Source organism: Actinomyces faecalis, from assembly GCF_013184985.2.
Classification (GTDB): domain Bacteria; phylum Actinomycetota; class Actinomycetes; order Actinomycetales; family Actinomycetaceae; genus Actinomyces; species Actinomyces faecalis.
Genome location: NZ_CP063418.1, coordinates 1,695,731 through 1,717,272, shown reverse-complemented (window position 1 = coordinate 1,717,272; position 21,542 = coordinate 1,695,731). Strand labels below are relative to the sequence as shown.

The 21,542-nt window shown below is 69.3% G+C and carries 16 protein-coding genes and 1 riboswitch; of the genes, 15 read left to right on the top strand and 1 reads right to left on the bottom strand.

Translation table 11 applies throughout. The features are described 5' to 3' along the window. Positions 1–20 precede the first annotated feature (20 nt). The 14 genes from HRL51_RS07380 (at position 21) to hisD (ending at position 17,534) form a co-directional block, all read left to right on the top strand. Positions 21–1,499, top strand: coding sequence for an amino acid permease (locus HRL51_RS07380; RefSeq protein ID WP_172191028.1), 1,479 nt, complete (start codon positions 21–23; stop codon positions 1,497–1,499). Between the two features lie 211 nt (positions 1,500–1,710). Continuing rightward, a complete protein-coding gene (locus HRL51_RS07375) occupies positions 1,711–2,661 on the top strand; it encodes an alpha/beta fold hydrolase (RefSeq protein WP_172120871.1) in 951 nt (316 codons plus the stop codon). Between the two features lie 207 nt (positions 2,662–2,868). Beyond that, positions 2,869–3,885 carry a LacI family DNA-binding transcriptional regulator gene (locus HRL51_RS07370; RefSeq protein WP_235954428.1) on the top strand — a complete coding sequence of 339 codons (1,017 nt, stop codon included), beginning with the start codon at positions 2,869–2,871 and terminating at the stop codon, positions 3,883–3,885. 89 nt (positions 3,886–3,974) lie between these two features. Beyond that, positions 3,975–5,288 carry an ABC transporter substrate-binding protein gene (locus HRL51_RS07365; RefSeq protein WP_172191026.1) on the top strand — a complete coding sequence of 438 codons (1,314 nt, stop codon included), beginning with the start codon at positions 3,975–3,977 and terminating at the stop codon, positions 5,286–5,288. A 108-nt stretch (positions 5,289–5,396) separates the two neighbouring features. Then, positions 5,397–6,332: a carbohydrate ABC transporter permease gene (locus HRL51_RS07360; protein WP_244960131.1), complete on the top strand. Its 936-nt coding sequence runs from the start codon at positions 5,397–5,399 to the stop codon at positions 6,330–6,332. Between the two features lies 1 nt (position 6,333). After that, positions 6,334–7,206 (top strand): carbohydrate ABC transporter permease, encoded by an 873-nt coding sequence (locus HRL51_RS07355; RefSeq protein ID WP_172120868.1) that lies wholly within the window; start codon positions 6,334–6,336, stop codon positions 7,204–7,206. Positions 7,207–7,269: 63 nt separating this feature from the next. Beyond that, positions 7,270–9,552 (top strand): alpha-xylosidase, encoded by a 2,283-nt coding sequence (gene yicI, locus HRL51_RS07350; protein WP_172120867.1) that lies wholly within the window; start codon positions 7,270–7,272, stop codon positions 9,550–9,552. Positions 9,553–9,681: 129 nt separating this feature from the next. Then, positions 9,682–10,428, top strand: coding sequence for a DUF4129 domain-containing protein (locus HRL51_RS07345; RefSeq protein WP_172120866.1), 747 nt, complete (start codon positions 9,682–9,684; stop codon positions 10,426–10,428). Further along, positions 10,425–10,898 (top strand): hypothetical protein, encoded by a 474-nt coding sequence (locus HRL51_RS07340; protein WP_172120865.1) that lies wholly within the window; start codon positions 10,425–10,427, stop codon positions 10,896–10,898. Before HRL51_RS07345 ends, HRL51_RS07340 begins: the two co-directional genes overlap by 4 nt. Beyond that, the gene (locus tag HRL51_RS07335) at positions 10,895–11,881 is read left to right on the top strand and encodes an AAA family ATPase (RefSeq protein WP_172120864.1); all 987 of its coding nucleotides are present in this window, start codon (positions 10,895–10,897) and stop codon (positions 11,879–11,881) included. The genes HRL51_RS07340 and HRL51_RS07335 overlap by 4 nt, the downstream gene beginning before the upstream one ends. Continuing rightward, entirely contained in the window at positions 11,878–13,149 is a 1,272-nt protein-coding gene (locus tag HRL51_RS07330; RefSeq protein ID WP_172191024.1) for a DUF58 domain-containing protein, read from the top strand. Before HRL51_RS07335 ends, HRL51_RS07330 begins: the two co-directional genes overlap by 4 nt. Continuing rightward, positions 13,146–13,706 (top strand): hypothetical protein, encoded by a 561-nt coding sequence (locus HRL51_RS07325; protein WP_172120862.1) that lies wholly within the window; start codon positions 13,146–13,148, stop codon positions 13,704–13,706. The genes HRL51_RS07330 and HRL51_RS07325 overlap by 4 nt, the downstream gene beginning before the upstream one ends. A 94-nt stretch (positions 13,707–13,800) precedes the next feature. After that, a complete protein-coding gene (locus HRL51_RS07320) occupies positions 13,801–16,176 on the top strand; it encodes a glycoside hydrolase family 3 N-terminal domain-containing protein (protein WP_172191022.1) in 2,376 nt (791 codons plus the stop codon). Beyond that, a complete protein-coding gene (gene hisD, locus HRL51_RS07315; protein ID WP_172191020.1) occupies positions 16,170–17,534 on the top strand; it encodes a histidinol dehydrogenase in 1,365 nt (454 codons plus the stop codon). The genes HRL51_RS07320 and hisD overlap by 7 nt, the downstream gene beginning before the upstream one ends. A 75-nt stretch (positions 17,535–17,609) precedes the next feature. On the opposite strand, the gene HRL51_RS07310 is transcribed toward hisD, so the two are convergent. Then, positions 17,610–19,865, bottom strand: a complete 2,256-nt coding sequence (locus HRL51_RS07310; protein WP_172191018.1) for a RecQ family ATP-dependent DNA helicase — start codon at positions 19,863–19,865, stop codon at positions 17,610–17,612. A gap of 130 nt (positions 19,866–19,995) precedes the next feature. Beyond that, a riboswitch (SAM riboswitch) is annotated at positions 19,996–20,090 on the top strand. A gap of 205 nt (positions 20,091–20,295) precedes the next feature. Here HRL51_RS07310 and HRL51_RS07305 point away from each other — a divergent pair. After that, positions 20,296–21,492, top strand: coding sequence for a cobalamin-independent methionine synthase II family protein (locus tag HRL51_RS07305; RefSeq protein ID WP_172191017.1), 1,197 nt, complete (start codon positions 20,296–20,298; stop codon positions 21,490–21,492). Positions 21,493–21,542 lie beyond the last annotated feature (50 nt).

The window sequence follows — 21,542 nt, the reverse complement described above, 5'->3', positions numbered from 1 at the left end:
CAGACTCTGAAGGACAAGTCATGACCTCATCACGACGTGGGCGCGTGGGGACGTACGCGCTCCTGACCATGACCGTGGCGGCGGTCTTCAACTTCCGCAACGTCGTCAACAACTCGGTCTCGATCGGCCTGGCCTCCGCGCCATCCTTCTTCTTCGCGACCCTGCTCTACTTCCTGCCCTATACCCTCATCATCGCTGAGCTGGTGGCGCTCAACAAGAACGCTGAGTCAGGTGACTACCAGTGGGTCAAGACCTCGCTGGGCGGTCGCTGGGCATTTCTGGGTGCGTTCTCCTACTGGTTCGTCAACCTCTTCTACTTCGCCTCGCTGCTGCCCATCATCCTGGTCTACGCCTCCTACGCCTTCTGGGGTCAGGAGAAGGTCTTCTCCCAGACTGCCATCACGGTGATCTCGATCGCGGTCTTCGCCGTGGCGACGTGGGTGTCGACCAAGGGTGCCACCTGGATCGGTAAGGTGACGAACGTCGGCGCCACCCTCATGATGGGAATGTCGCTCGCATTCGTCATCCTCACCCTGGGTGCTCTGCTGGGAGGCCTGGAGCCGGCAACGCCGATCACTGTCAAGGCCATGGCTCCAGACACGTCCTCCTTCGCCACGACGTGGGCGTTCTTCGGGACCTTGGCGTGGATCATCCAGGGAGTAGGCGGTGCTGAGTCCGTTGGCGTCTACATCAACGACATCCGAGGAGGGGTCAAGACCTTCATCCGCACGATCATCTGCGCCGGCCTCCTGATCGGTCTGCTCTACGCCGTTGCCTCGGCGTTGATGACCGTCTTCGTCCCTGCCGGGGAGCTGACCTACTCCAACGGCATCTTCCAGACCATGGGAGGACTGGCGTCGCACTTCGGCATCGGCTCGGCCGTGGCCAACCGGGTCATTGGTTTCGTCATGCTGGCTGCGACGCTGGGGTCCTTGCTCATGTGGACCGCGACCCCGGTCAAGATCTTCTTCTCTGAGATTCCCGACGGCGTCTTCGGCGGCAAGGTGGTCGAGCTCAATGACCAGGGAATTCCCTGGCGGGCGGCCTGGGTCCAGTTCCTGATTGTCGTCCCGATCCTCATCATCCCTGCGCTCGGGTCTGACTCGATCGACGGTCTCCTCCAGATCGTCATCAACATGACTGCTGCGACGGCGCTGATCCCGCCACTGTTCATCTACCTCGCCTACTTCTTCTTCCGTAAGAACTACGATGACGTCCCCCGCCAGTTCCGGGTCGGGTCGCGTCAGCTTGGTATGACGATGGCCGGATTCATGATGGTGGTCTTCAGCTTCGTCTTCGTCACCGGAACGTTGCCCTACGGACAGGACGCCTGGATCACTCTCGTCTACAACATCGGCGGTGTCGTCGTCTTTATCGGCGGGGCCTGGATCATCTACGCCCGGTACATCAGGAGGCTCCGTGCCGAGGACCCGGAGGCGGCTTCACGTGAGCTCACGCCCACAGCGGCCCGGATGATCAGCCCCTCGTCGTCCTCATGAGCCGGCCCCGACGGCAGCGATGCTGAGGTGAGGGGCGCACGCCGGCTCACGTCGTTGGCGTGCGCCCGTCACTCCGTGCTTCCCGGGGGCAGTCACGGCTCATGACCGTCAGGATGTCTGAGCAGGTTGCCATGCTGTCTGGAGGGTGTGCGCTGCCTATGCGATGTAATGTGAGACATACCTGCTGGATCGTCTGATGGAGAGGTCAGTCATGGCACTGCACGAGACACCGTTCACCTCGGCCAACGGCCGCGACGAGATCCAGGCCTGGATCTATGAGCCGACCACGCCACCGCGCGCGGTCGTCCAGATCATCCACGGCCTGGGGGAGCACTCTCGTCGTTACACCCACCTCATCACCGCCCTGCTGGACGCGGGCTTCGTCGTCGCCGCTGACGACCACGCCGGCCACGGTCGTACGGCGATGCTCTCCGGTGTCTGGCAGGACGCGGGCGAGGACGGCGCCACGGTCGTCGTCGAGGACGAGCAGCAGCTGCGCCAGATCGTCACCGAGCGTCACCCGGACCTGCCCTACGTGGTCTTTGGCCACTCCTGGGGCTCGATGATTGCTCGCTCACTGGCCTCCACGCACCCTGACGGCCTAGCCGGTCTGGCTCTGTGCGGTGTCGCGGCGGCGATGAAGGGCATGCGCAACCCGCAGCTGCGCGGTGCCCTGGACGCCGCGATCGCGCAGCGCGGGGGAGAGGCCCTGGACTCAGACAACATCGCCTTGGCAATGTTCGAGGGCTTCCTCGACCGCTTCGGTGAGGGCGCCGGACCGACTGACTGGGTGGCCTCGGACCCCCAGGTCGTGGCAGACCACGCCGTCGACCCCTACAACAACTTCGGGGCGCCCATGACCCTGCGCTTCGGCCGCTCCTTCATCGAGCTCTACGACCGTGCCAACGCCGAGGGCTGGATGGAGCCGATGAGTCGTGAGCTGCCGGTCCTGCTGCTGGCTGGCGACCAGGACCCGGTCGCCGACTTCGGGCACGGGGCCTACGTCGTGGCCAACTCCCTGTGGGACGCAGGGTTCCATGACGTGCGTACGCGCGTCTACACCGGGATGCGCCACGAGGTGCACAACGAGCCAGCGACCCGGGACGAGGTCGAGGCGGAGATCATCGCCTTCGTCGAGCGCTGCATCGACAAGGCGGCATAGCGTCAACGGGCACGACGGTTCTTCACGGCCGGTCTGTGTCGCCGGCTGAGGTAGGCACGTCCCGAGCGCATCGGGCGATCATCGAAATTATTCGATGATCGCCCGATGCGCTTGTCTGCGTCCGGGGGCGCCTCCCATCCTTGTCGAAGCGCTTCGACGAAGCGCTTCGGTTCTGGGGCTCCCAAGGAGGTGGGCGCGGTGTCCACGATGCAGGACGTCGCCAGGCGCGCCAACGTCGCGGTCTCGACCGTCTCCTACGCCCTGTCAGGGGCCCGCCCCGTCGCGCGGGCGACTGCCGAGCGCATCCGCCAGGCGATGGAGGAGCTGGACTACGAGCCCAACGCCATGGCGCGAGGCCTGGTGCGCCGCCGCTCCTACACCCTGGCGATGAGCTTTCCTGAGTTCGACACCGCGATGGGGGAGACGGTCTTCGGCATCGTGCGCGGCGCACAGCGCGCCGCCGCCGAGCTCGGCTACCACCTGGCGGTGTGGCCTGTGAGCCGGGACCGCGGCGGGGCGGAGCTCACCACGATCGTGCGTCAGGGCAAGGCGGACGGCGTGCTGCTGGTCGAGGTCGCCGTCGACGACCCTCGGGTGCGTGCCCTGCAGGAGGGTCAGATTCCCTTCGTCCTGGTGGGACGCACCGAGGACCCCTCTGACTACGCCTACGTGGACATCGACTTCGAGGAGGAGATCGGCTCAGCGGTGCGGCGCCTGCACGAGCTGGGGCACGAGCGCATCGCCTTCGTGGGGCGCCCGGACAGCCAGGTCGCCACCGGCTACGGTCCGGCGGTCCGCTCCCGTACGATCTACCGCTCCGCCATGGAGCGCCTGGGCCTTGCCCCGGCCACCGTCTCCTGTGACGCGAGCCCGGTGGCCGGCCGACGCCTGGCCCGCAGCCTGTGGTTCCAGGAGAACCGGCCTACGGCGCTCGTCGTCCTCAACGACATGGCCACTGTCGGCCTGCTCGCCGGCTTCCACGAGATGGGTCTGGACGTGCCCGGTGACGTCTCCGTCGTCGGTGCGGTGTCCTCCCGGACGCTGTCCGCCATGACCTACCCGCCTCTGACCACCTCCCACGGACCGGGGGAGGAGATGGGGTCCTGCGCCGCCCAGGCGCTCGTGGCGCTCCTGGACGGCCAGATCGCCCCCGCCGACTGCCAGCGGCTGGTGCGTTGCGCACTGGTCGCCGGCGAGACCATCGGCCCGGTTCCCGCGCCCTAGCCGGCGCCCACGCACCTCCCTGCGCCAGCACCGGCGCGGGACGGGACAACCGATCCTAGTAACGGCAACTCAACGCAGAGGTAATGATCATGATCAACCGCAGGACCTTCAGCACCCTGGCCATGACGAGCCTGGCGGGCGCCGGTCTGCTCGGCCTGACCGCGTGCGGCGGCTCGGACTCCGGCGAGGGCTCCAAGACCTTCGTCATCTGGGACTACGAGTCCGACGACTCCGCGATGGGACAGGCCTGGGCCCGGGCCATCGAGATCTTCCAGGAGAAGCACCCTGACGTCACGGTCAAGACCGAGGACCAGACCTTCGAGCAGCTGCAGAAGAACGCCAAGATCGTGCTCACCGGCAACGACGTGCCGGACATCATGGAGTACAACAAGGGCAACTCCACCTCTGGCCAGCTCGCCTCCCAGGGGCTGATCGAGGTCCTGACCGACCAGGCCACCGAGCGCGGCTGGGACGCCAGGCTCCCCGCCTCGATCCAGACCACCGCGCGCTACACCGAGGACGGCCTCATGGGCGACGGCGACTGGTACGGGGTGCCCAACTACGGCGAGTACGTCTTCGTCTACTACAACAAGAACATGTTCGACGAGGCGGGCCTGGCCGTGCCGACCACGCTGGAGGAGCTCGAGGCCGTCTGCGACGCCTTCGTCGCCCGTGGCCAGGTCCCGCTGGCTGAGGCCGGCTCGGAGTACCCGATGGGCCAGCTGTGGTACCAGCTCATCCTGTCCCAGGCCGACCGCTCCTTCGTCGACGCCTACCAGCTGTTCAAGGGCGACGTCGACTGGAGCGCGGACCCGGTCAAGGCCGGTACCGCCAGGCTCGTGGAGTGGATCGGCAAGGGCTACGTGGCTGCTGACTCGGCGGGCCTGACCGCTGAGGACGCCGGCGCCTCCTTCATCGCCGGCTCCTACCCGATGTTCGTCTCCGGCTCGTGGTGGTTCGGCCGCATGGTCGCTGACATCACGGGCTTCACCTGGGACCAGTTCCTCTTCCCGGGCTCGACGCTGTCCATCGGCTCCTCCGGCAACCTGTGGGTCGTGCCCACCAACGCCAGGAACAAGGAGCTGGCCTACGACTTCATCGACATCACCCTGTCCGACGAGGTCCAGGAGATCCTGGGGCAGAAGGGTGGTCTGCCGGTTGCCGGTGAGGCCTCGGCCATCGAGGACGACAAGACCCGCGTCCTGACCGAGAACTTCCAGACCATCCTGGACGAGGACGGCCTGGCCTTCTACCCTGACTGGCCGGTCGCCGGCTTCTACGACCAGATCACCTCGGCGATGCAGTCCCTCATCAACGGCTCGAAGAGCCCTGAGGACGTGCTCGCTGACCTCAAGGCAGCCTATGAGGAGGGCAGGAGCGAGATGGGCGTGGGCGAGGAGTAAGCGCCTGACCCTGCTACGTGACGACGGCGCAGCGCGCCGAGCGTGAGCCGCGCTGCGCCGTCGTCCCCTCTGTCCTGCCGAGCCCGGATCTCACGGAAGAAGCATCCAGTGCCCACACCTCGCACGACCATGACCCACAGGCCCAGGCGCCGCAGCCTGCCCTACCTGCTCTACCTCGTCCCGGGGGCGGTCTCCTTCGCGGTGATCATCGTCTTCCCGCTGGCGATGAACATCTGGTACTCCCTGCACAAGTGGAAGGGAGGCATGGCCCCGATGCGCTTCATCGGGCTGGACAACTACAAGGCGTTGCTGGCCGACGAGAAGTTCTGGGCCTCCTTCGGCAACTCCATGTACATGATCGTGGCGATGGTCGTCATCCCCACGCTCATCGGCCTGTTCCTGGCCTCGGTGCTCTTCGACTACGTCGGCAAGCACTTCAGCTCCTCGGTGGCCACGACGCTCCGGGCGATGTACTACCTCCCCCAGATCCTGCCGGTCTCCGTGGCCGGTATCGTGTGGAACTGGATCCTGAACTCCCAGACCGGTGCGCTGAACACCATCCTGCGCGGCATCGGGATCGACAACCCGCCCAACTGGCTCGGCTCGACCTCCACCGCGCTGCCGTCGGTCATGCTCGTCCTCATCTGGATCCAGATCGGCTACCCGACGGTCATCTTCATGTCCGCGCTCCAGCGTGTGGACCCTGAGCTCTACGAGGCCGCCGAGCTCGACGGCGCGGGCTGGCTGGCACGCTTCCGGGCCATCACGATCCCGCAGATCAAGCCCGAGACCTTCGTCATCGTGCTGACCTGCACCATTGCCGCGCTCAAGGTCTTCGCACCGGTCTACGTCCTGACCAGAGGAGGCCCGGAGTCCTCGACGCTGGTGCCCAGCTACTACTCGTACCTCAGCTTCTTCGACAAGTCGAAGGTCGGCTACGGTGCCGCGATCTCGACCGTCCTGACCCTTGTCATCATCGTCATCGCCGGCGTCATCCAGTTCTTCCAGAACCGCAGCGCACGCCGTGAAGAGGAGGGCCGCTGACATGAGCGCCACCACTGCCCAGGCCGTTCCGGCCAGGAAGAAGGACCGCTTCCACCGTGGGGCCGCCCGCTGGGTGGTCCTCGCCGTCGTCGGCGTGCTCGCCCTGCTCATGGTCGCGCCCTTCATCCTCATGGTGATGAACGCCTTCAAGTCCCCGGCCGACTACTCAGGAGGCAGCCCGCTGTCCCTGCCCACCAGCTTCTACACCGACGGCCTGGCCTACTTCTGGGAGCGGGTCAGCTTCCCGGTCAAGCTGTGGAACTCCATCTGGACCTCGGCGCTGGTCGCCGTGGCTGGTGCCTTCCTGTCGCTGTTCAACGCCTACGCGATCGGCGTGGGCCGGGTCAAGGGGCGGGCGTGGATCGTCGCCCTGTTCATGATCGCCAACATGCTGCCGCAGGAGGGGCTCATCTACCCGCTGTTCATGATGGCGCAGAAGGTGGGGCTGACGGACGACCCGTGGTCGATCGTCATCATCTTCACCGTCATCCAGTCCGCCTTCGGCACCTACCTGCTGTCCTCGGTGCTGGGCACCTTCCCACGCGCCCTGCTGGAGGCCGCCGAGCTCGACGGCGCCAGCCGCTGGGAGATCCTGTGGAAGGTCGTCTACCCCATCGTGCGCCCCACGATGAGCGTGCTCATGATCTTCTTCTTCATCTGGACGTGGAACGAGTTCTTCATCCCGCTGGTCATGCTGACCTCCAACGACACTCAGACGGTGCCCATCGCGCTGTCCAGCCTCCAGGGCGACCGCATGCTCGACGTACCTACCCTCAACGCCGGCGCGCTGGTCTCCCTCATCCCGACCTTCCTGTTCTTCCTCTTCTTCCAGCGCACCCTCACCCGAGGCGTGACCGCCGGCGCAGTGAAGTAGGACGGCTCCTCACCTCCCTGACGCCCCTGAGCGTCGCTCTCACACTGACACCAAGGACACCTCATGAAGTTCTCCAACGGATACTGGCTCGACCGCGAGGGCTACCAGGTCGAGAAGGCTCGGGGCCTGCTCGACCTGGGCCGGACCACGGACGACGGCGCCGTCGCGCTGCGTGCCTACGCCCCGGTCCGGCCTGTCACCGGCCGCGGCGACACGCTCAACAACCCCCTGCTGACGGCCACCTTCACCGCCGTGGCCGACGGCGTCATCAAGGTCTCGCTCGTCAACCACGCCGGCCGACGTGACCCTGGCCCCCACTTCGAGGTCACCAGCGAGCCGGGATACCCCGGCGTCGTCGAGACCGAGGGAGAGGGACTGACCCTGCGTGCCGGGGACCTGGCCGTCCACCTGGAGGAGGGGCAGGACTGGACCGCCCGCTTCACCCACGCCGGCAAGGACCTGACGAGCTCGCCGCCCCGGGCCGTGGCACACGTCGTGGCCCCGGACGGACAGACCTACATGCGTGAGCAGCTGAGCCTGCGACCCGGGGAGCGGGTCTACGGCCTGGGCGAGCGTTTCGGGGCCCTGACCAAGAACGGCCAGAGCATCGACATCTGGAACGAGGACGGCGGTACCGCCTCCGAGCAGGCCTACAAGAACGTCCCCTTCTACCTCACCACCGCCGGCTACGGCGTCTTCGTGGACAACACGGGCGGGGTCTCCTTCGAGGTGGGCAGTGAGCTGACCACCCGGACCCAGTTCTCCGTCGAGGGAGAGTCCCTGACCTACTACGTCATCGACGGCCCCACCCCTCAGGAGGTGCTGCGCCGCTACACGGCCCTGACCGGCAGGGCCCCGATGGTGCCGACCTGGTCCTTCGGCCTGTGGCTGACGACCTCCTTCACGACCTCCTACGACGAGCAGACCGTGACCGGCTTCGTGGACGGCATGGCCGAGCGTGACCTGCCGCTGAGCGTCTTCCACTTCGACTGCTTCTGGATGCGAGGCTTCCACTGGTCTGACTTCGAGTGGGACCCAGCCACCTTCCCGGACCCGGCAGGGATGCTGGAGCGCATGAAGGCCAAGGGCCTGAAGATCTGCGTGTGGATCAACCCCTACATCGCCCAGCGCTCGACGCTGTTCGCCGAGGGAGCGGCCAAGGGCTACCTCGTGCGCACCACGAGCGGGGACGTCTGGCAGACAGACCTGTGGCAGGCCGGTATGGCGCTGGTGGACTTCACCAACCCCGACGCCGTGGCCTGGTACCGCTCCAGGCTCGCCGGGCTGCTGGAGACGGGGGTGGACTGCTTCAAGACCGACTTCGGCGAACGCATTCCCGTCCGTGACATCGCCTGGCACGACGGATCGGACCCCGAGCGGATGCACAACTACTACACCCACCTGTACAACCGCACGGTCTTCGACCTGCTGACCGAGGTACGTGGTGAGGGCGAGGCCGTCCTCTTCGCCCGCTCGGCCACCGCTGGTGGGCAGCAGCTCCCGGTCCACTGGGGCGGGGACAACGAGTCGACCTACGCGTCGATGGGGGAGACCCTGCGCGGCGGGCTGTCGCTGACCAGCTCGGGGTTCGGCTACTGGAGCCACGACATCGGTGGCTTCGAGGGCACCCCGGACCCGGGCGTGTTCAAGCGCTGGCTGGCCTTCGGCCTGCTGTCCTCCCACGCCCGCCTGCACGGCTCGAGCTCGGTGCGAGTGCCGTGGGCCTTCGACGAGGAGTCGGTGGACGTGGCGCGTCGCTTCATCAACCTGCGCCTGGGGCTTATGCCCTATCTCTATGCCGCTGCCCGTGAGGCCCACGAGACCGGGACGCCGATGATGCGCTCGATGTTCCTGGAGTTCCCGCAGGACCGCGGGGCCTGGGACGTGGACACGCAGTACATGCTCGGCTCCGACCTCCTGGTCGCCCCGGTCATGGACGCCGAGGGCGAGGTGGACGTCTACCTGCCCGAGGGCACGTGGACCTCCTACTGGACCGGCCAGAGCGTCCAGGGCCCGCGGTGGGTCCACGAGACCCACGGCGTGGAGACCCTGCCGCTGTACGTGCGCCAGGGTGCTGCGCTGCCGCTGGCAGGCAGCATCACCCGACCGGAGGAGGACTGGCGCGAGGGCCTGACCGTCCGGGTCGAGGCGCTGGCTGAGGGCGCTGAGCGCGTGGTCACGGTGCCGGCTCACGACGGCTTCGAGGAGGCCTCGATCCGGGTGGTGCGGCAGGGCGAGCTCCTGCGTGCCACGGCGAAGGGCCTGGACGGCGCCTGGTCGTTGGTGAGCGGTGGCCAGCGGGTTGACGGCGAGGGCGAGACGACTGTGGAGCTCACCCTGAGCTGAAGCTGGGCTGAGACAGGGGCCGAGCGTGTGCGGGTGCGACCGAATGAAGAGCTTTCAGATACTCATTCGGTCGCACCCGCACACACTCGGGATGCTTCTAAAATTGACGCTTGAGTGACAGGAGCGAGGATGGAACCAGGGGCCTCCACGACGACGTGGCGTCGGTTAGTCCTGTGCGCCGGCGTCCTCGCCGTGGTCCTGGTGGCATGGGCCTCAACGGACACCGCGCCGCTGGTGGTGACCGGCTCAGCATCCACGAGGCCGCAGCCTGCCTCAGCACCCACGGCCACAGTCCCGCCCCTCCAGCCCGCGACCCCACCAGACCTGCCGCACGGTACCGGGACGTCGTGGTGGGTCGAGGCCCTGGTCGTCATGGCTGTGCTCGTTGCCGGCGTGCTTGCCTGCCTGGCGATCTGGCGACTTGTGCGCTTCCTCCTCGTACGCCTGCGACGCCTCCGGCCGGTTCCCGTTGACGTGCAGGCCGAGGGCCTCGGTCCGGACCTCGCCCTCCTGAGCCCGAGCCAGGCCGCGCGGCAGGTGACGGCGCTCCAGCACGGAAGCCCGGCCAACGCCATCGTGGCAGCCTGGATGCAGCTGGAACGAGACGTCACCGAGGCGGGTGTGGGGACACGACCCCACGAGACCTCCGCGGAGCTGGTCCTCCGTGTCCTGGCACAGCGAGAGGTGCCGGCCACAGCGATCCGGGACCTCGCCGCCCTCTACCGTGAGGCTCGATTCTCCTCCCACGAGCTGGCCGAGGACGCGCGAGACCAGGCCCGCTGGGACCTGGAGCAGGTTCATGCTGCTCTCGGCCTGAGCGGCAGGCCGGTGCCGGAGCCTGACGAGGCGGCGCGCAGCGAGGTGAGGCAGCGATGAGGACTCTCAGCCTCCGTGCAGCCCTCGCCGCCACCCTCGTGGGCTGGGCCGCCTTGTGGGCACTTGGCCTCATCGGTGTCCGTTTTCACCCTGTCATCGCGCTCGCGGTCCCGCTTGTCCTCCTGGGCACCGCGCTCCTGACACGCGTCGACCCCAGTCCGCCCGCCTTCCCAGTGACCGAGCCTGCGGCACCACCACTGGTGCCCACGGACCGGCGCCTGTCGACGCTGACCTGGCTCCTGCGCGACGCGACCTCGTCACGGGGCTGGGACAGCGGCGTGCGTCCGCATCTTGCTCAGCTCACGCGCGACCGCCTGCGTGAGAGGCACGCGGTTGACGTCGAGGACGATCCGCGCCGTGCCCGTGCCCTTCTGGGAGAGGACCTGTGGGACCTGGTGAGTGGCACCACCCCTGCTCCCCGTACCGACCGCGACCTTATCCGCCTGATCGAGAGGATCCAGTCCCTATGACCACGAGCGACTCGACGACGCCCCAGGCGCTTTCTGCTGCGCAGGTCTCCGCCCTGGCCGGGGAGGTCCTGAGCTCGGTGACCCGTGCCGTCGTCGGCAACCCCGAGGAGCTGGAGCTTATCCTGGCCGGTGTGCTGGCCGGAGGTCACGTCCTTCTGGAGGACTACCCGGGGCTGGGCAAGACCCTGACGGCCCGCTCCTTCGCCCAGGCCCTCGGGCTGGACTTCACGCGCGCCCAGTTCACCCCCGACCTCCTGCCCTCGGACCTGACTGGTTCCTTCCTGTTCGACCAGAAGCGCGGTGAGTTCAGCTTCCGTGCCGGACCGCTGTTCACCGGCCTGCTGCTGGCCGACGAGGTCAATCGGACCCCTCCCAAGACCCAGGCGGCTCTCCTGGAGGCGATGCAGGAGCGGCAGGTGACGGTTGAGGGCACGACCTTCCCGCTGCCCCAGCCCTTCCACGTCATCGCTACCGCGAACCCGGTGGAGTACGAGGGGACCTACCAGCTCCCTGAGGCCCAGCTTGACCGCTTCCTGCTGCGCCTGTCCTTCGGCTACCCCAGCGCCGACCAGGAGTGGGAGGTCCTTGCTCGCCGGCTCGGGCGCCGGCAGGAGGAGCAGGTCGTGCCCCAGGTCACCGACGCCGCCAGCCTGCGGGCAGCCCAGCTGGCGGTGGAGGACGTCGAGGTCGAGGAGTCGGTCGGCCGCTACTGCGTGGCGCTGGCCTCGGCCACTCGTGAGCACGAGGCGGTGTCCGTGGGGGCCTCGCCCCGCGGCTCACTCGCGCTCGTCACCGCCGCTCGCGGCCTGGCCGTGGTCCGCGGCCGTGACTACGTCACGCCCGAGGACGTCAAGCACGTGGCGGTCGCGGCCCTGGCTCACCGCCTGTCCATCCGGCCCGAGCTGTGGATGAGCTCGATCAGTGGACGAGACGTCGTCACCCAGGTCCTGGCGACTACTCCTGTACCCGGGGCCGGCCAGTGACGCAGCAGGGTACCGGGGCGTGGAGGCCCACGGCGCTCCACCTACGTGCCCTCGTCGGAGGTCTCGGCCTGGCGCTGCTCGCCGTCGTCGGGCACCGGCCTGACCTGGCGGTGCTGGCGACCCCGTTCCTTCTCATTGCCTGCTGGGGACAAGCGTGCCGTCCGTGCAGCCGTCCGGTGACCCAGGTCCAGGGGCAGGGTGCTGACCTGGTCGAGGGCCAGGCGGTGACGGTACGCGTACGCACCAGTGACGCTCATGGCGCTGAGACCGTGGGCCACGACCTCGGCGCCACGCACGGTCTGCGTCTGCGGCCGCAGGCGCGGGCGGCACTGGTACGCGGCGGCGCGGACGAGGGCTCGTTCCTCGTCCAGCCCGTGCGCTGGGGGCCGGCGCGGGTCGGTGACGGCGAGCATCACCTGCGCAGCGTGTGGGGTGCCTTTGACAGCCGCTGGCTCGCCCGCCGCCCCATCGAGCTGACCGTCGCGCCAGCGCCCGGGGCGTTCGCCTCCGACGCCCCGGTACCACGCCCCTCGCGGATGCTCGGGCTCCACGGTGCACGGCACGCAGGGGAGGGCTCGGAGTTCAACGACATCCGCCTCTTCCAGCCCGGTGACCGACCTCGTCTCGTGCACTGGCCGACCTCGGTGCGCACAGGGCGGCTCCACGTGCGCACGACCTATGCTCAGGCCGACACCCAGGTCCTCCTCGTCGTCGACGCCTTCGCGGACGTCCCTGCGGCCTCGGAGCAGGACGAGGGCAGCCTGAGCCGGACGGTTCACGCCGCCTCGTCGGTCGCAGCCTGGTGCCTGCGCACCGGGGACAGAATCGGGCTGCGGGTGATGGGGGCGGTGACGACGCCGGTGCCGGTAGGACACGGGCGTCGCCACTACCTGCGGGTCCTGGGCACCCTAGGACGCCTACGCCCGGGATCAGACCGTACCCCCGCCTCACGCCGCCCGCGTCTGTCCACCCCGCCGGGAAGCCTCGTGGTGGTCCTCAGCCCGCTGACCGAGACGCAGGTGGTCGAGCTGGCGGCTCAGCAGGCTGCCTCCGGGCTGGACGTCCTCGTCGTCGACACCGCTCCGGACCTGTCCGACCCGGGAGGGCTCAGCAGCGTCGAGCACGCCGCCCGCCAGGTGCTCGAGCTGGAGCGGGAGCGCGCTGTCGCTGCCCTGGCGCACCGGGGGGTCGCCGTCGTGTCCTGGCGGGGCCCGGGCACGCTGGACACCGCGCTGACAGCGATGTCGCGTCCCAGGAGCGGCGCGTGAGCGCGCGGGGCCGCGCCGCCGGGCGCGGGCGTCGCCCTGGGCCCGTCCGCTGGGTACTGGCCCGTGTGCCGAGGGTCCTGTCTCCCTCACAGGCTGTGGTGCGTGGGGTCTCAGTGCTCGTGCTGCTGGGCGCGGCTGCGGTGGCCGGGACCTTCCCGCTGCTGATGGCGGTCCTGGCGGTGGTCGCGCTGTGGACGGCAGTCGCTCCGGAGGAGGGGAGCCTGCTGAGCCTGGCGGTCATGGTCCTGGCCTGGTTCTTCGGTGACCGTGACGTCTCCTCGTGGACCACCGTGCTCGTGGCGCTCGCGCTCGTCACCGACCACACCTGCCTCGTGCTGGCCTCCTCGGCGCCGCCACGCGCCCGCCTGCCGTGGTCGGTGGTCAGGCGCGCTGCGCTGCGTGGGCTGGTGGTAGCCGGAGCGACGACGGCGGTGTGGGCCGGACTGGCCGTCCTACCTCGCGGGTCGGTGCCTCCGGCAGCGGTGGTGGCCGCGCTCGCGGTCCTGGCTGCAGGCGCCTGGACGGCCGGCAGGCAGCCGGGCTCGGCCAGGAGCTAACGACTAAGCCCCGCCAGCGCGGCAGGCGAGCTCGCGCGGGTCGGCGCCGGTGGCGTCGGGGACGCTGACCAGCGCAGACGCTGAGGAGGACGCCGTGACGAGCCAGGACGCCGCTACCGCCAGTCAGAAGGTCCCGACCTTTCATCACCAGGACGGCGGGCCCACTATCGGCACCTGTGACGCACCGGTCATCGAGGCGGACGGGCACCTGTTCAAGGACCTGGCTCGCACCGGCGAGCTGCTGCCCTACGAGGACTGGCGCCTGAGCGCGAGCGAGCGTGCCGCGGACCTGGCAGGGCGGCTGAGCACCGAGCAGATCGCCGGCCTCATGCTCTACTCACCCCACCAGGCCGTCCCCAGCCCGGGCCACGGCCCCTTCCCCGGCACCTACGGCGGACGCGCTCTTGCCGAGACCGGGCTGGCACCATGGTCCCTGACCGACCAGCAGACCCGCATGCTTACCCGCGACCACATCCGCCACGTCCTGGCCATCACCCTGGAGTCGGCCGACACGGCGGCACGCTGGAACAACGCCTTGCAGGCCCTGGCTGAGTCCACCCCGCTGGGCGTTCCGGTCTCCATCACCACCGATCCGCGCCACGGTGCGGGAGAGGCTACGGGAGCCGAGTTCGCGACCAGCGCCGTCGACGTCTCACGCTGGCCTGAGGGCATGGGGATGGCGGCGCTGCTTGACCCGCAGCGCGCACGCCAGTACGGCGAGATCATCTCCCAGGAGTACCGGGCACTGGGGATCACGACGGCGCTCGGTCCTCAGGTCGACCTGGGCACCGACCCGCGGTGGATGCGGCTGCGGGACACCTGGGGACCGAGCTCAGCACTGGTGACGGACTACGCCCGCGCTGTGTGCGACGCCATGCAGACCACGGCGTCCCCTGACGAGCAGGAGGGAGCAGCCTTCGGGCTCCCGGTGCGTGAGCCCTCCTACGCCGACACCGGCTGGGGGCAGGCATCGGTGGCCACGATGGTCAAGCACTGGCCGGGCGGCGGGTCAGGGGAGGCCGGGCGCGACGCGCACTACGGCTTCGGCAAGTTCGCCGTCTACCCGGGAGGCAACGAGGCGGAGCACCTGCTCCCCTTCACCCGTGGCGCCTTCGACCTCGACGGCCCGACGGGGACCGCGAGCGCCGTCATGCCTTACTACACCATCTCCTCGGGCTACCGCGCTCCTGACGGCCGGGTGCTCAACACCGGGAGCGACGGGGAGCCACGTGCGAACTCCTACCACCGCGTCATCGTCCACGACATGCTGCGTGAGGGTGAGGGCTTCGACGGCGTCGTGTGCACCGACTGGGGCATCACGGCTGATCCGGACCCGGAGATGAGCAATTTCGGTCAGCGCTGCTACGGGGTCGAGGATCTCAGCGTCGCTGAGCGTCACGCCCTGGCGATCGACAACGGCGTGGACCAGTTTGGTGGCAACAGTGAGGTCGCTCCGGTCCTGGAGGCCTACCGGATCCTGGCTGAGCGTGACGGTGAGGCGGCTGCTCGGGCCCGTTTCGAGGCCTCGGCGGTGCGTCTGCTACGGGTCCTCTTCCGCACGGGCCTGTTTGAGAACCCCTACCTCGACCCGGCCGCCTCGACCGCGACAGTGGGGTGCCAGGTCTTCGTCCAGGCCGGGCTGGAGGCTCAGCGTGACAGCCTCGTCATGCTCAAGAACGCCGACGCCGAGGGCGTCCCGGTCCTGCCGCTGACGCAGCCCTCGACCCGGGTGTGGGTTCCGAGCCGCCACGTCGAGGAGCACCTGGGCTTCATGCGTTGTCCGGAGCCCGCCCGCGACATCGATCCCTACCGATCCAGTGCGGTCGCCTTCGAACGGGTCGAGGACCCGGCTGACGCCCAGGCAGCCGTCGTCTTCATCGAGTCCCCGCTGTGCGAGAGCTACTCCGTGGCCGATCGTGAGGCCGGGGGCAACGGCTACCTGCCGATCTCCCTGCAGTGGGGGCCCTACACGGCCAACGCCGCCAGGGCGCGTTCCCTGGCAGCCGGCGACTTCCGCGAGGTGTCCTGCCCGGACCGCTCGGTGCGGGGCAAGCGGGCGCAGGTGGCGAACGCCGGTGACCTGGAGCTGGTGCGCCAGGCCCGCCAGATCATGGGCCGGCGGCCGGTGGTCGTGGTCCTGCGGATGCACAACCCGGTGGTGATGGCCGAGGTGGAGCCGCTGGCGGACGCGATCGTCATCGACTTCGGCGTCCAGCAGGAGGTGGTCTGGGAGCTGCTGCGCGGGCGTACGACCCCGCACGGACTACTGCCCCTGACGCTGCCGGCCTCGATGGAGGTGGTCGAGTGCCATGACGAGGACCGTCCGTTCGACTACGCGGCCTACCAGGACGGGGCCGGCCACGTCTATCGACTCGGCTTCGGTATGGACTGGCAGGGAGTGATCGACGACGAGCGTGTGGGACGCTACGCCGTCGCCGGCCAGGACGCCGCTACCCTGGGCCCATGTTGAACCGCATCGACCTGCGTGAGAGTGACCTGACCGCACGTGAGCTGGCCGAGGCCCTGCCTCGCGCCGTCCTGGACGTGGCTGGCGCGCTGGACGCGGTGGCTCCCACGATCGCGGACGTGCGTGAGCGCGGTGCGGCAGCCCTGCGTGATGCGGCTGAGCGCTTCGACCGTGTGTGTCCCGAGCACCTGCGAGTGCCGCGTGAGGCGCTCACCCAGGCGCTGGCTGGTCTGGACCCGGCGGTGCGTGAGGCCCTGGAGCTCTCTATCGCCCACAACCGCGCGGGTCACACCGCTCAGCTGCCTAGCGAGGCGGTCACCCAGGTCGTCGCGGGAGGCACGGTCACCCAGCGCTGGATCCCGGTGCGCCGCGTGGGCCTTTACGTGCCCGGTGGCCTGGCTGTCTACCCCTCCAGCGTCGTGATGAACGTGGTAGCGGCGCAGGTCGCCGGCGTGGAGCAGGTCGCGCTGACCTCCCCGCCCCAGGCCGAGTTCGGCGGTCTTCCTCACCCCACGATCCTGGCGGCCTGTGCGCTCCTGGGCGTGGAGGAGGTCTACGCCGTCGGAGGCGCTCAGGCCATCGCGATGCTCGCCTACGGAGCGGACTGTGAGAACGGGACGGACGAGGCTGACGTCGCGGCCTGGGGCGGAAGCGGCCAGGTGCTGTGCGAACCGGTCGACGTCGTCACCGGTCCGGGCAACATCTTTGTCGCGGCGGCCAAGCGAGCCGTGCGCGGGGTCGTCGGCATCGACGCTGAGGCTGGTCCCACGGAGATCGCCGTGCTGGCCGACGCCTGCGCGGACCCCGAGCTGGTGGCCGCGGACCTGCTCTCCCAGGCAGAGCACGATCCCAACGCCGGCAGCGTCCTCATCACGGACAGCCCCGAGCTGGCCGACGCGGTCGAGGCCGCGCTGGAGCGGCGCGTGGAGGCGACCAAGCACGCACAACGCTGCCGCACGGCGCTGACCGGCCGACAGTCCGGCGTCGTGCTCGTGCGTGACCTCGACCAGGGCGTTGCGGTAGCGGACGCCTACGCCGCCGAGCACCTGGAGATCCAGACCCGTGACGCCGCGGCCGTCGCTCGCCGGATCCGCAACGCCGGAGCGATCTTCGTCGGGCCCTGCTCCCCGGTACCGCTGGGGGACTACCTGGCCGGGTCCAACCACGTCCTGCCCACCGGTGGCACGGCGCGGTTCGCGGCGGGCCTGAGCGTCATGGCGTATATCAAGCCCGTCCAGGTCATCGAGTATGACGCCGCTGCCCTGGAGGCGATGACGGACCCGCTCGCGGCCCTGGCAGACTCAGAGGACCTGCCCGCTCACGGGGAGGCGGCACGAGCCCGTCGCGCCTACCGACCCTGAGCCGTCAGACCCAGTCGTCGCGTCTCATGACGTGGCACGGGCCGGTGCACCGCGTGGGTGACAGGCACAGGGCACCTAGCGCTGGGCCAGGACGAAGGGACGGACCGAGACGGCGCCGGCCTGGCGCAGGAGCCGCGTGGCGACGGTCAGGGTCCACCCGGAGTCGGTCCAGTCGTCAACCAGCACGACCCGGGCACCGTGCAGTCTCGCCAGGGTGTCACGGCCCCAGTCCTGGAGCGTGAGCGACCGGGCGACCGCTGCCAGGCGGAAGGCGGAGCCGACGTCGTGACGCGCGCGCTCGCCGATCACGTTGACGACTCCAAGGGGCTGTGCGGTCAGGGTGCGCGCGACGGCGTTGCCGAGCTGGCGCACGAGGGCAGGGCGGGTCCGTGAGTCGATGACGACGACCATCAGCGGTGAGACGCTGCCCTCCGCCAGGTCCTCGTCCTCGGACTCGATCAGGCTGCCCAGCCGCTGTGCGACGTCCACTACTGCTGGCCGCAGGCTGGGCGGGACCTCGCCGTCCGTGGCGGAGTCAAGCAGGTCACGTAGCGTCGTCGAGACCCCGAGTCCGTCCAGGCGCCCGACCGCCAGACCGCTACCGGCGCGGTCCTCCTCCGTGATCCTGCCGCGCAGGCCGGCCAGGCCCAGCCGGTCCATGCCCGTGGGCCACTGGCGCCGGGGCTCGATGACGGTACCCACCTGCGCCATCGCGCGTCGGGCGGCCTCGACCTCCTGCTCCGGGGCACGAGCGGCCAGGGACAGCCCGCCGCACAGGTCGCAGCGTCCGCAGCGCCAGCCTGGCTCCAGGGTCGGGTCGTCCAGCGTCTGGCGCAGGAAGGCCATCCGGCACTGCGGAGCCTGGAGGGCCTCGTAGACGACCATGAGATCCTGCTCCTTGGCGCGGGCGGCGGCCACGCGCTCGTAGCGTGCAGCGTCGTAGGCCCACGGCCGTCCCGTCCAGACCCATCCGCCCCTGACCCGTCGTACGGCGCCGTCGACGTCAAGGACCTTGAGCATCGACTCCAGCCGCGTACGCCGCAGGCTGGTGGAGGTCTCCAGCACGGCCGTGCTCAACGGGCCGTGGCCCTGGCTGTGCGCCTCCTCCAGGGCAGCGAGCACCTGACGCACCTCCTGCTCGGGCGGGAAGGCCTGGGAGCCGAACCAGTCCCAGATCGCCTGGTCCTGCTTGCCCGGCAGCAGGACCACCTCGGCGCGCTCGACGCCGCGTCCCCCGCGTCCGACCTGCTGGTAGTAGGCCACGGGAGAGCTGGGGGCTCCGAGGTGGACGATGAAGGCGAGGTCCGGCTTGTCGAAGCCCATGCCGAGCGCACTCGTGGCGACCAGCGCCTTGACCTGGTTGGCCTTGAGGTCGCTCTCCAGCCTCTCACGCTCGGCAGGGTCGGTCCCGCCGGTGTAGGCAGCCACCTTCAGCCCGGCCTGGCGCAGCTGCTCGGTGACCTCGACCGCGGCCGCGACGGTGAGGCAGTAGACGATGCCGCAGCCGGGCGTGGTACGCAGGTAGCTCGTCAGCCAGGCCAGACGGGAGGCGTCGTCCTCCAGCCGCGAGGCCCCCAGGTACAAGGAGGGGCGGTCCAGGCTGCCACGCAGGACCAGGACGGGCTGGCGTGAGGCGGACGTGTCCTCGCCCGCGCCCAGCTGCTCCGCGACGTCACGGGTCACGCGCTCGTTGGCCGTGGCCGTGGTGGCCAGGACGGGCGTGCGAGGTGCTAGGTCAGCCAGCAGGGAGCGGATACGTCGGTAGTCGGGGCGGAAGTCGTGTCCCCAGTCCGAGATGCAGTGCGCCTCGTCGATGACGACCAGGCCCGTGCCACCCGCCAGGTGGGGCAGGACCTCCTCGCGGAAGACCGGGTTGCTGAGGCGCTCGGGGGAGACGAGGAGGACGTCGACCTCGCCTGAGGCGACCTGCTCCTCGACCTGCCTCCAGCTGGTGGCGTTGGCCGAGTTGATCGTGGCGGCCCGGATCCCGGCTCGCTGCGCGGCAGCGACCTGGTCACGCATCAGCGCCAGGAGCGGGGAGATGATGACGGTGGCCCCAACGCCTGGGTGCGCCGGACAGCCCTGCGCGCGTGCACGCGGTGGCGGCGTTCCTGGCTCCCAGCCGCCCCAGCCCTCACGCAGGAGCGCGGTGGCCACGAAGTAGACGGCGGACTTTCCCCACCCGGTGCGCTGGACCACGAGGGCACGACGGCGCTGCGCCACCAGGGCGTGGACAGCCGTCCACTGGTCCTCACGCAGGCTGGCACCCGGCCTGCCGACCAGCATCTGGAGGATCGTCTCGGCGCGCTCGCGCAGTGGTGAGGTGCTCATGGACTCACCGTAGCGACCGGGTCCGACATGAACGGAGCGCGTTGCAGCCAGGAGCTCTCAGACTCTGGACGTCTCGCCTGGCGGATGGTGTTGCGGGCAGCGCGGAGCCCCGTGTGTATGCTGTGGGCTACAACCATCCCGAGCGGCTGAGAGACCTGGCTCGTCGACGCCGCAGCAACCGACCGGCCGAGCCGGACCCGGTGCTCCTGCCAGGACCGATGGAAGGACACCTGATGACCACCAGCCGATGCAGCATCTCCTGCTGCGCCGTCAGGACGGAGGCTCCCCTGCTCACGCCGGAGCGCGTGGCAGGGGTGGTCATGCCCCGCTGAGGCGCCCGGACGTCTCAGCCCCCAGCCGGCCAGGCCGGTTCCGGTCCTTATCCCCATGACCGCCGCGGCACCTCGCCGCAGGAATGACAGGACCACTCATGACCACTTCCATCCGCACCACCCACGTCGGTTCCCTGCCCCGCACCGACACCCTGCTCAAGGCCAACGCCGACCACGCCACCGGCGCCCTGTCCGACGCCGACCTGGCCGCGGTCGTCCGCTCTGAGACTGACGCCGTCGTCGCCAGGCAGGCTGAGCTGGGCATCACGATCGTCAATGACGGCGAGTACGGCCACGCCATGACCGAGAAGGTCGACTACGGCGCCTGGTGGTCCTACTCCTTTACGCGCTTCTCCGGCCTGGAGCTGCTCGACGAGCTTCCCGAGCGCAGGCCGACCCCGGCCGGGAAGCTGGAGCTGGACGCGATGACCGACCGCCGCGACTGGGTGGCCTTCGCCGACGCCTACTCCGACCCGACCTCAGGTATCCACCTGGCGACCCGTCGCCCGTGGTCCTTCCCTGCACTGACCGGCGAGCTGTCCTACACGGGCCAGGAGGTCGTCGCCCGTGACATCACCTCCCTCAAGGAGGCGCTGGGCAAGGCGGGGAAGCCGTTGTCCGAGGGCTTCGTGGCCTCTATCAGCCCGGCTGCGGCGGCACGTGTGGGCAACTACTACTACGAGGACGACGAGGCTGCCGTGTGGGCGTGGGCCAACGCGCTGCGCGAGGAGTACAAGGCCATTACCGACGCCGGTCTCACCGTCCAGATCGACGCTCCTGACCTGGCCGAGTCCTGGGACCAGTTCAAGGTCGAGCCCGCTGTCGAGGACTACCGCCGGTTCTCCGCCGTACGGATCGAGGCCCTCAACCACGCCCTGGAGGGGATCGACCCCGACCTCGTGCGCTACCACGTGTGCTGGGGGTCGTGGCACGGTCCGCACTCCACGGACCTGGAGCTCCGCCACGTGGTGGACCTGGCCCTCAGGGTCAACGCCAACGGGCTCACCTTCGAGGCCGCTAACGCCCGCCACGAGCACGAGTGGAAGATCTGGAAGGACACTGAGCTCCCCGAGGGCAAGTACCTCATCCCGGGAGTCGTCTCCCACGCGACGAACGTCGTGGAGCACCCTGAGCTCGTGGCAGACCGCATCACGCGCTTCGCCGAGCTGGTGGGGGCCGAGCGGGTCGTGGCCTCGACCGACTGCGGTCTGGGTGGCCGTATCCACTCCCACATCGCCTGGGCCAAGCTCGCCTCGCTGACCGAGGGGGCGCGGCTGGCCTCAGAGCGCCTGTGAGGTCCTGGCCGGCGACGACGTCGGCCCAGGACGCGTGACTGGTCCCGCCT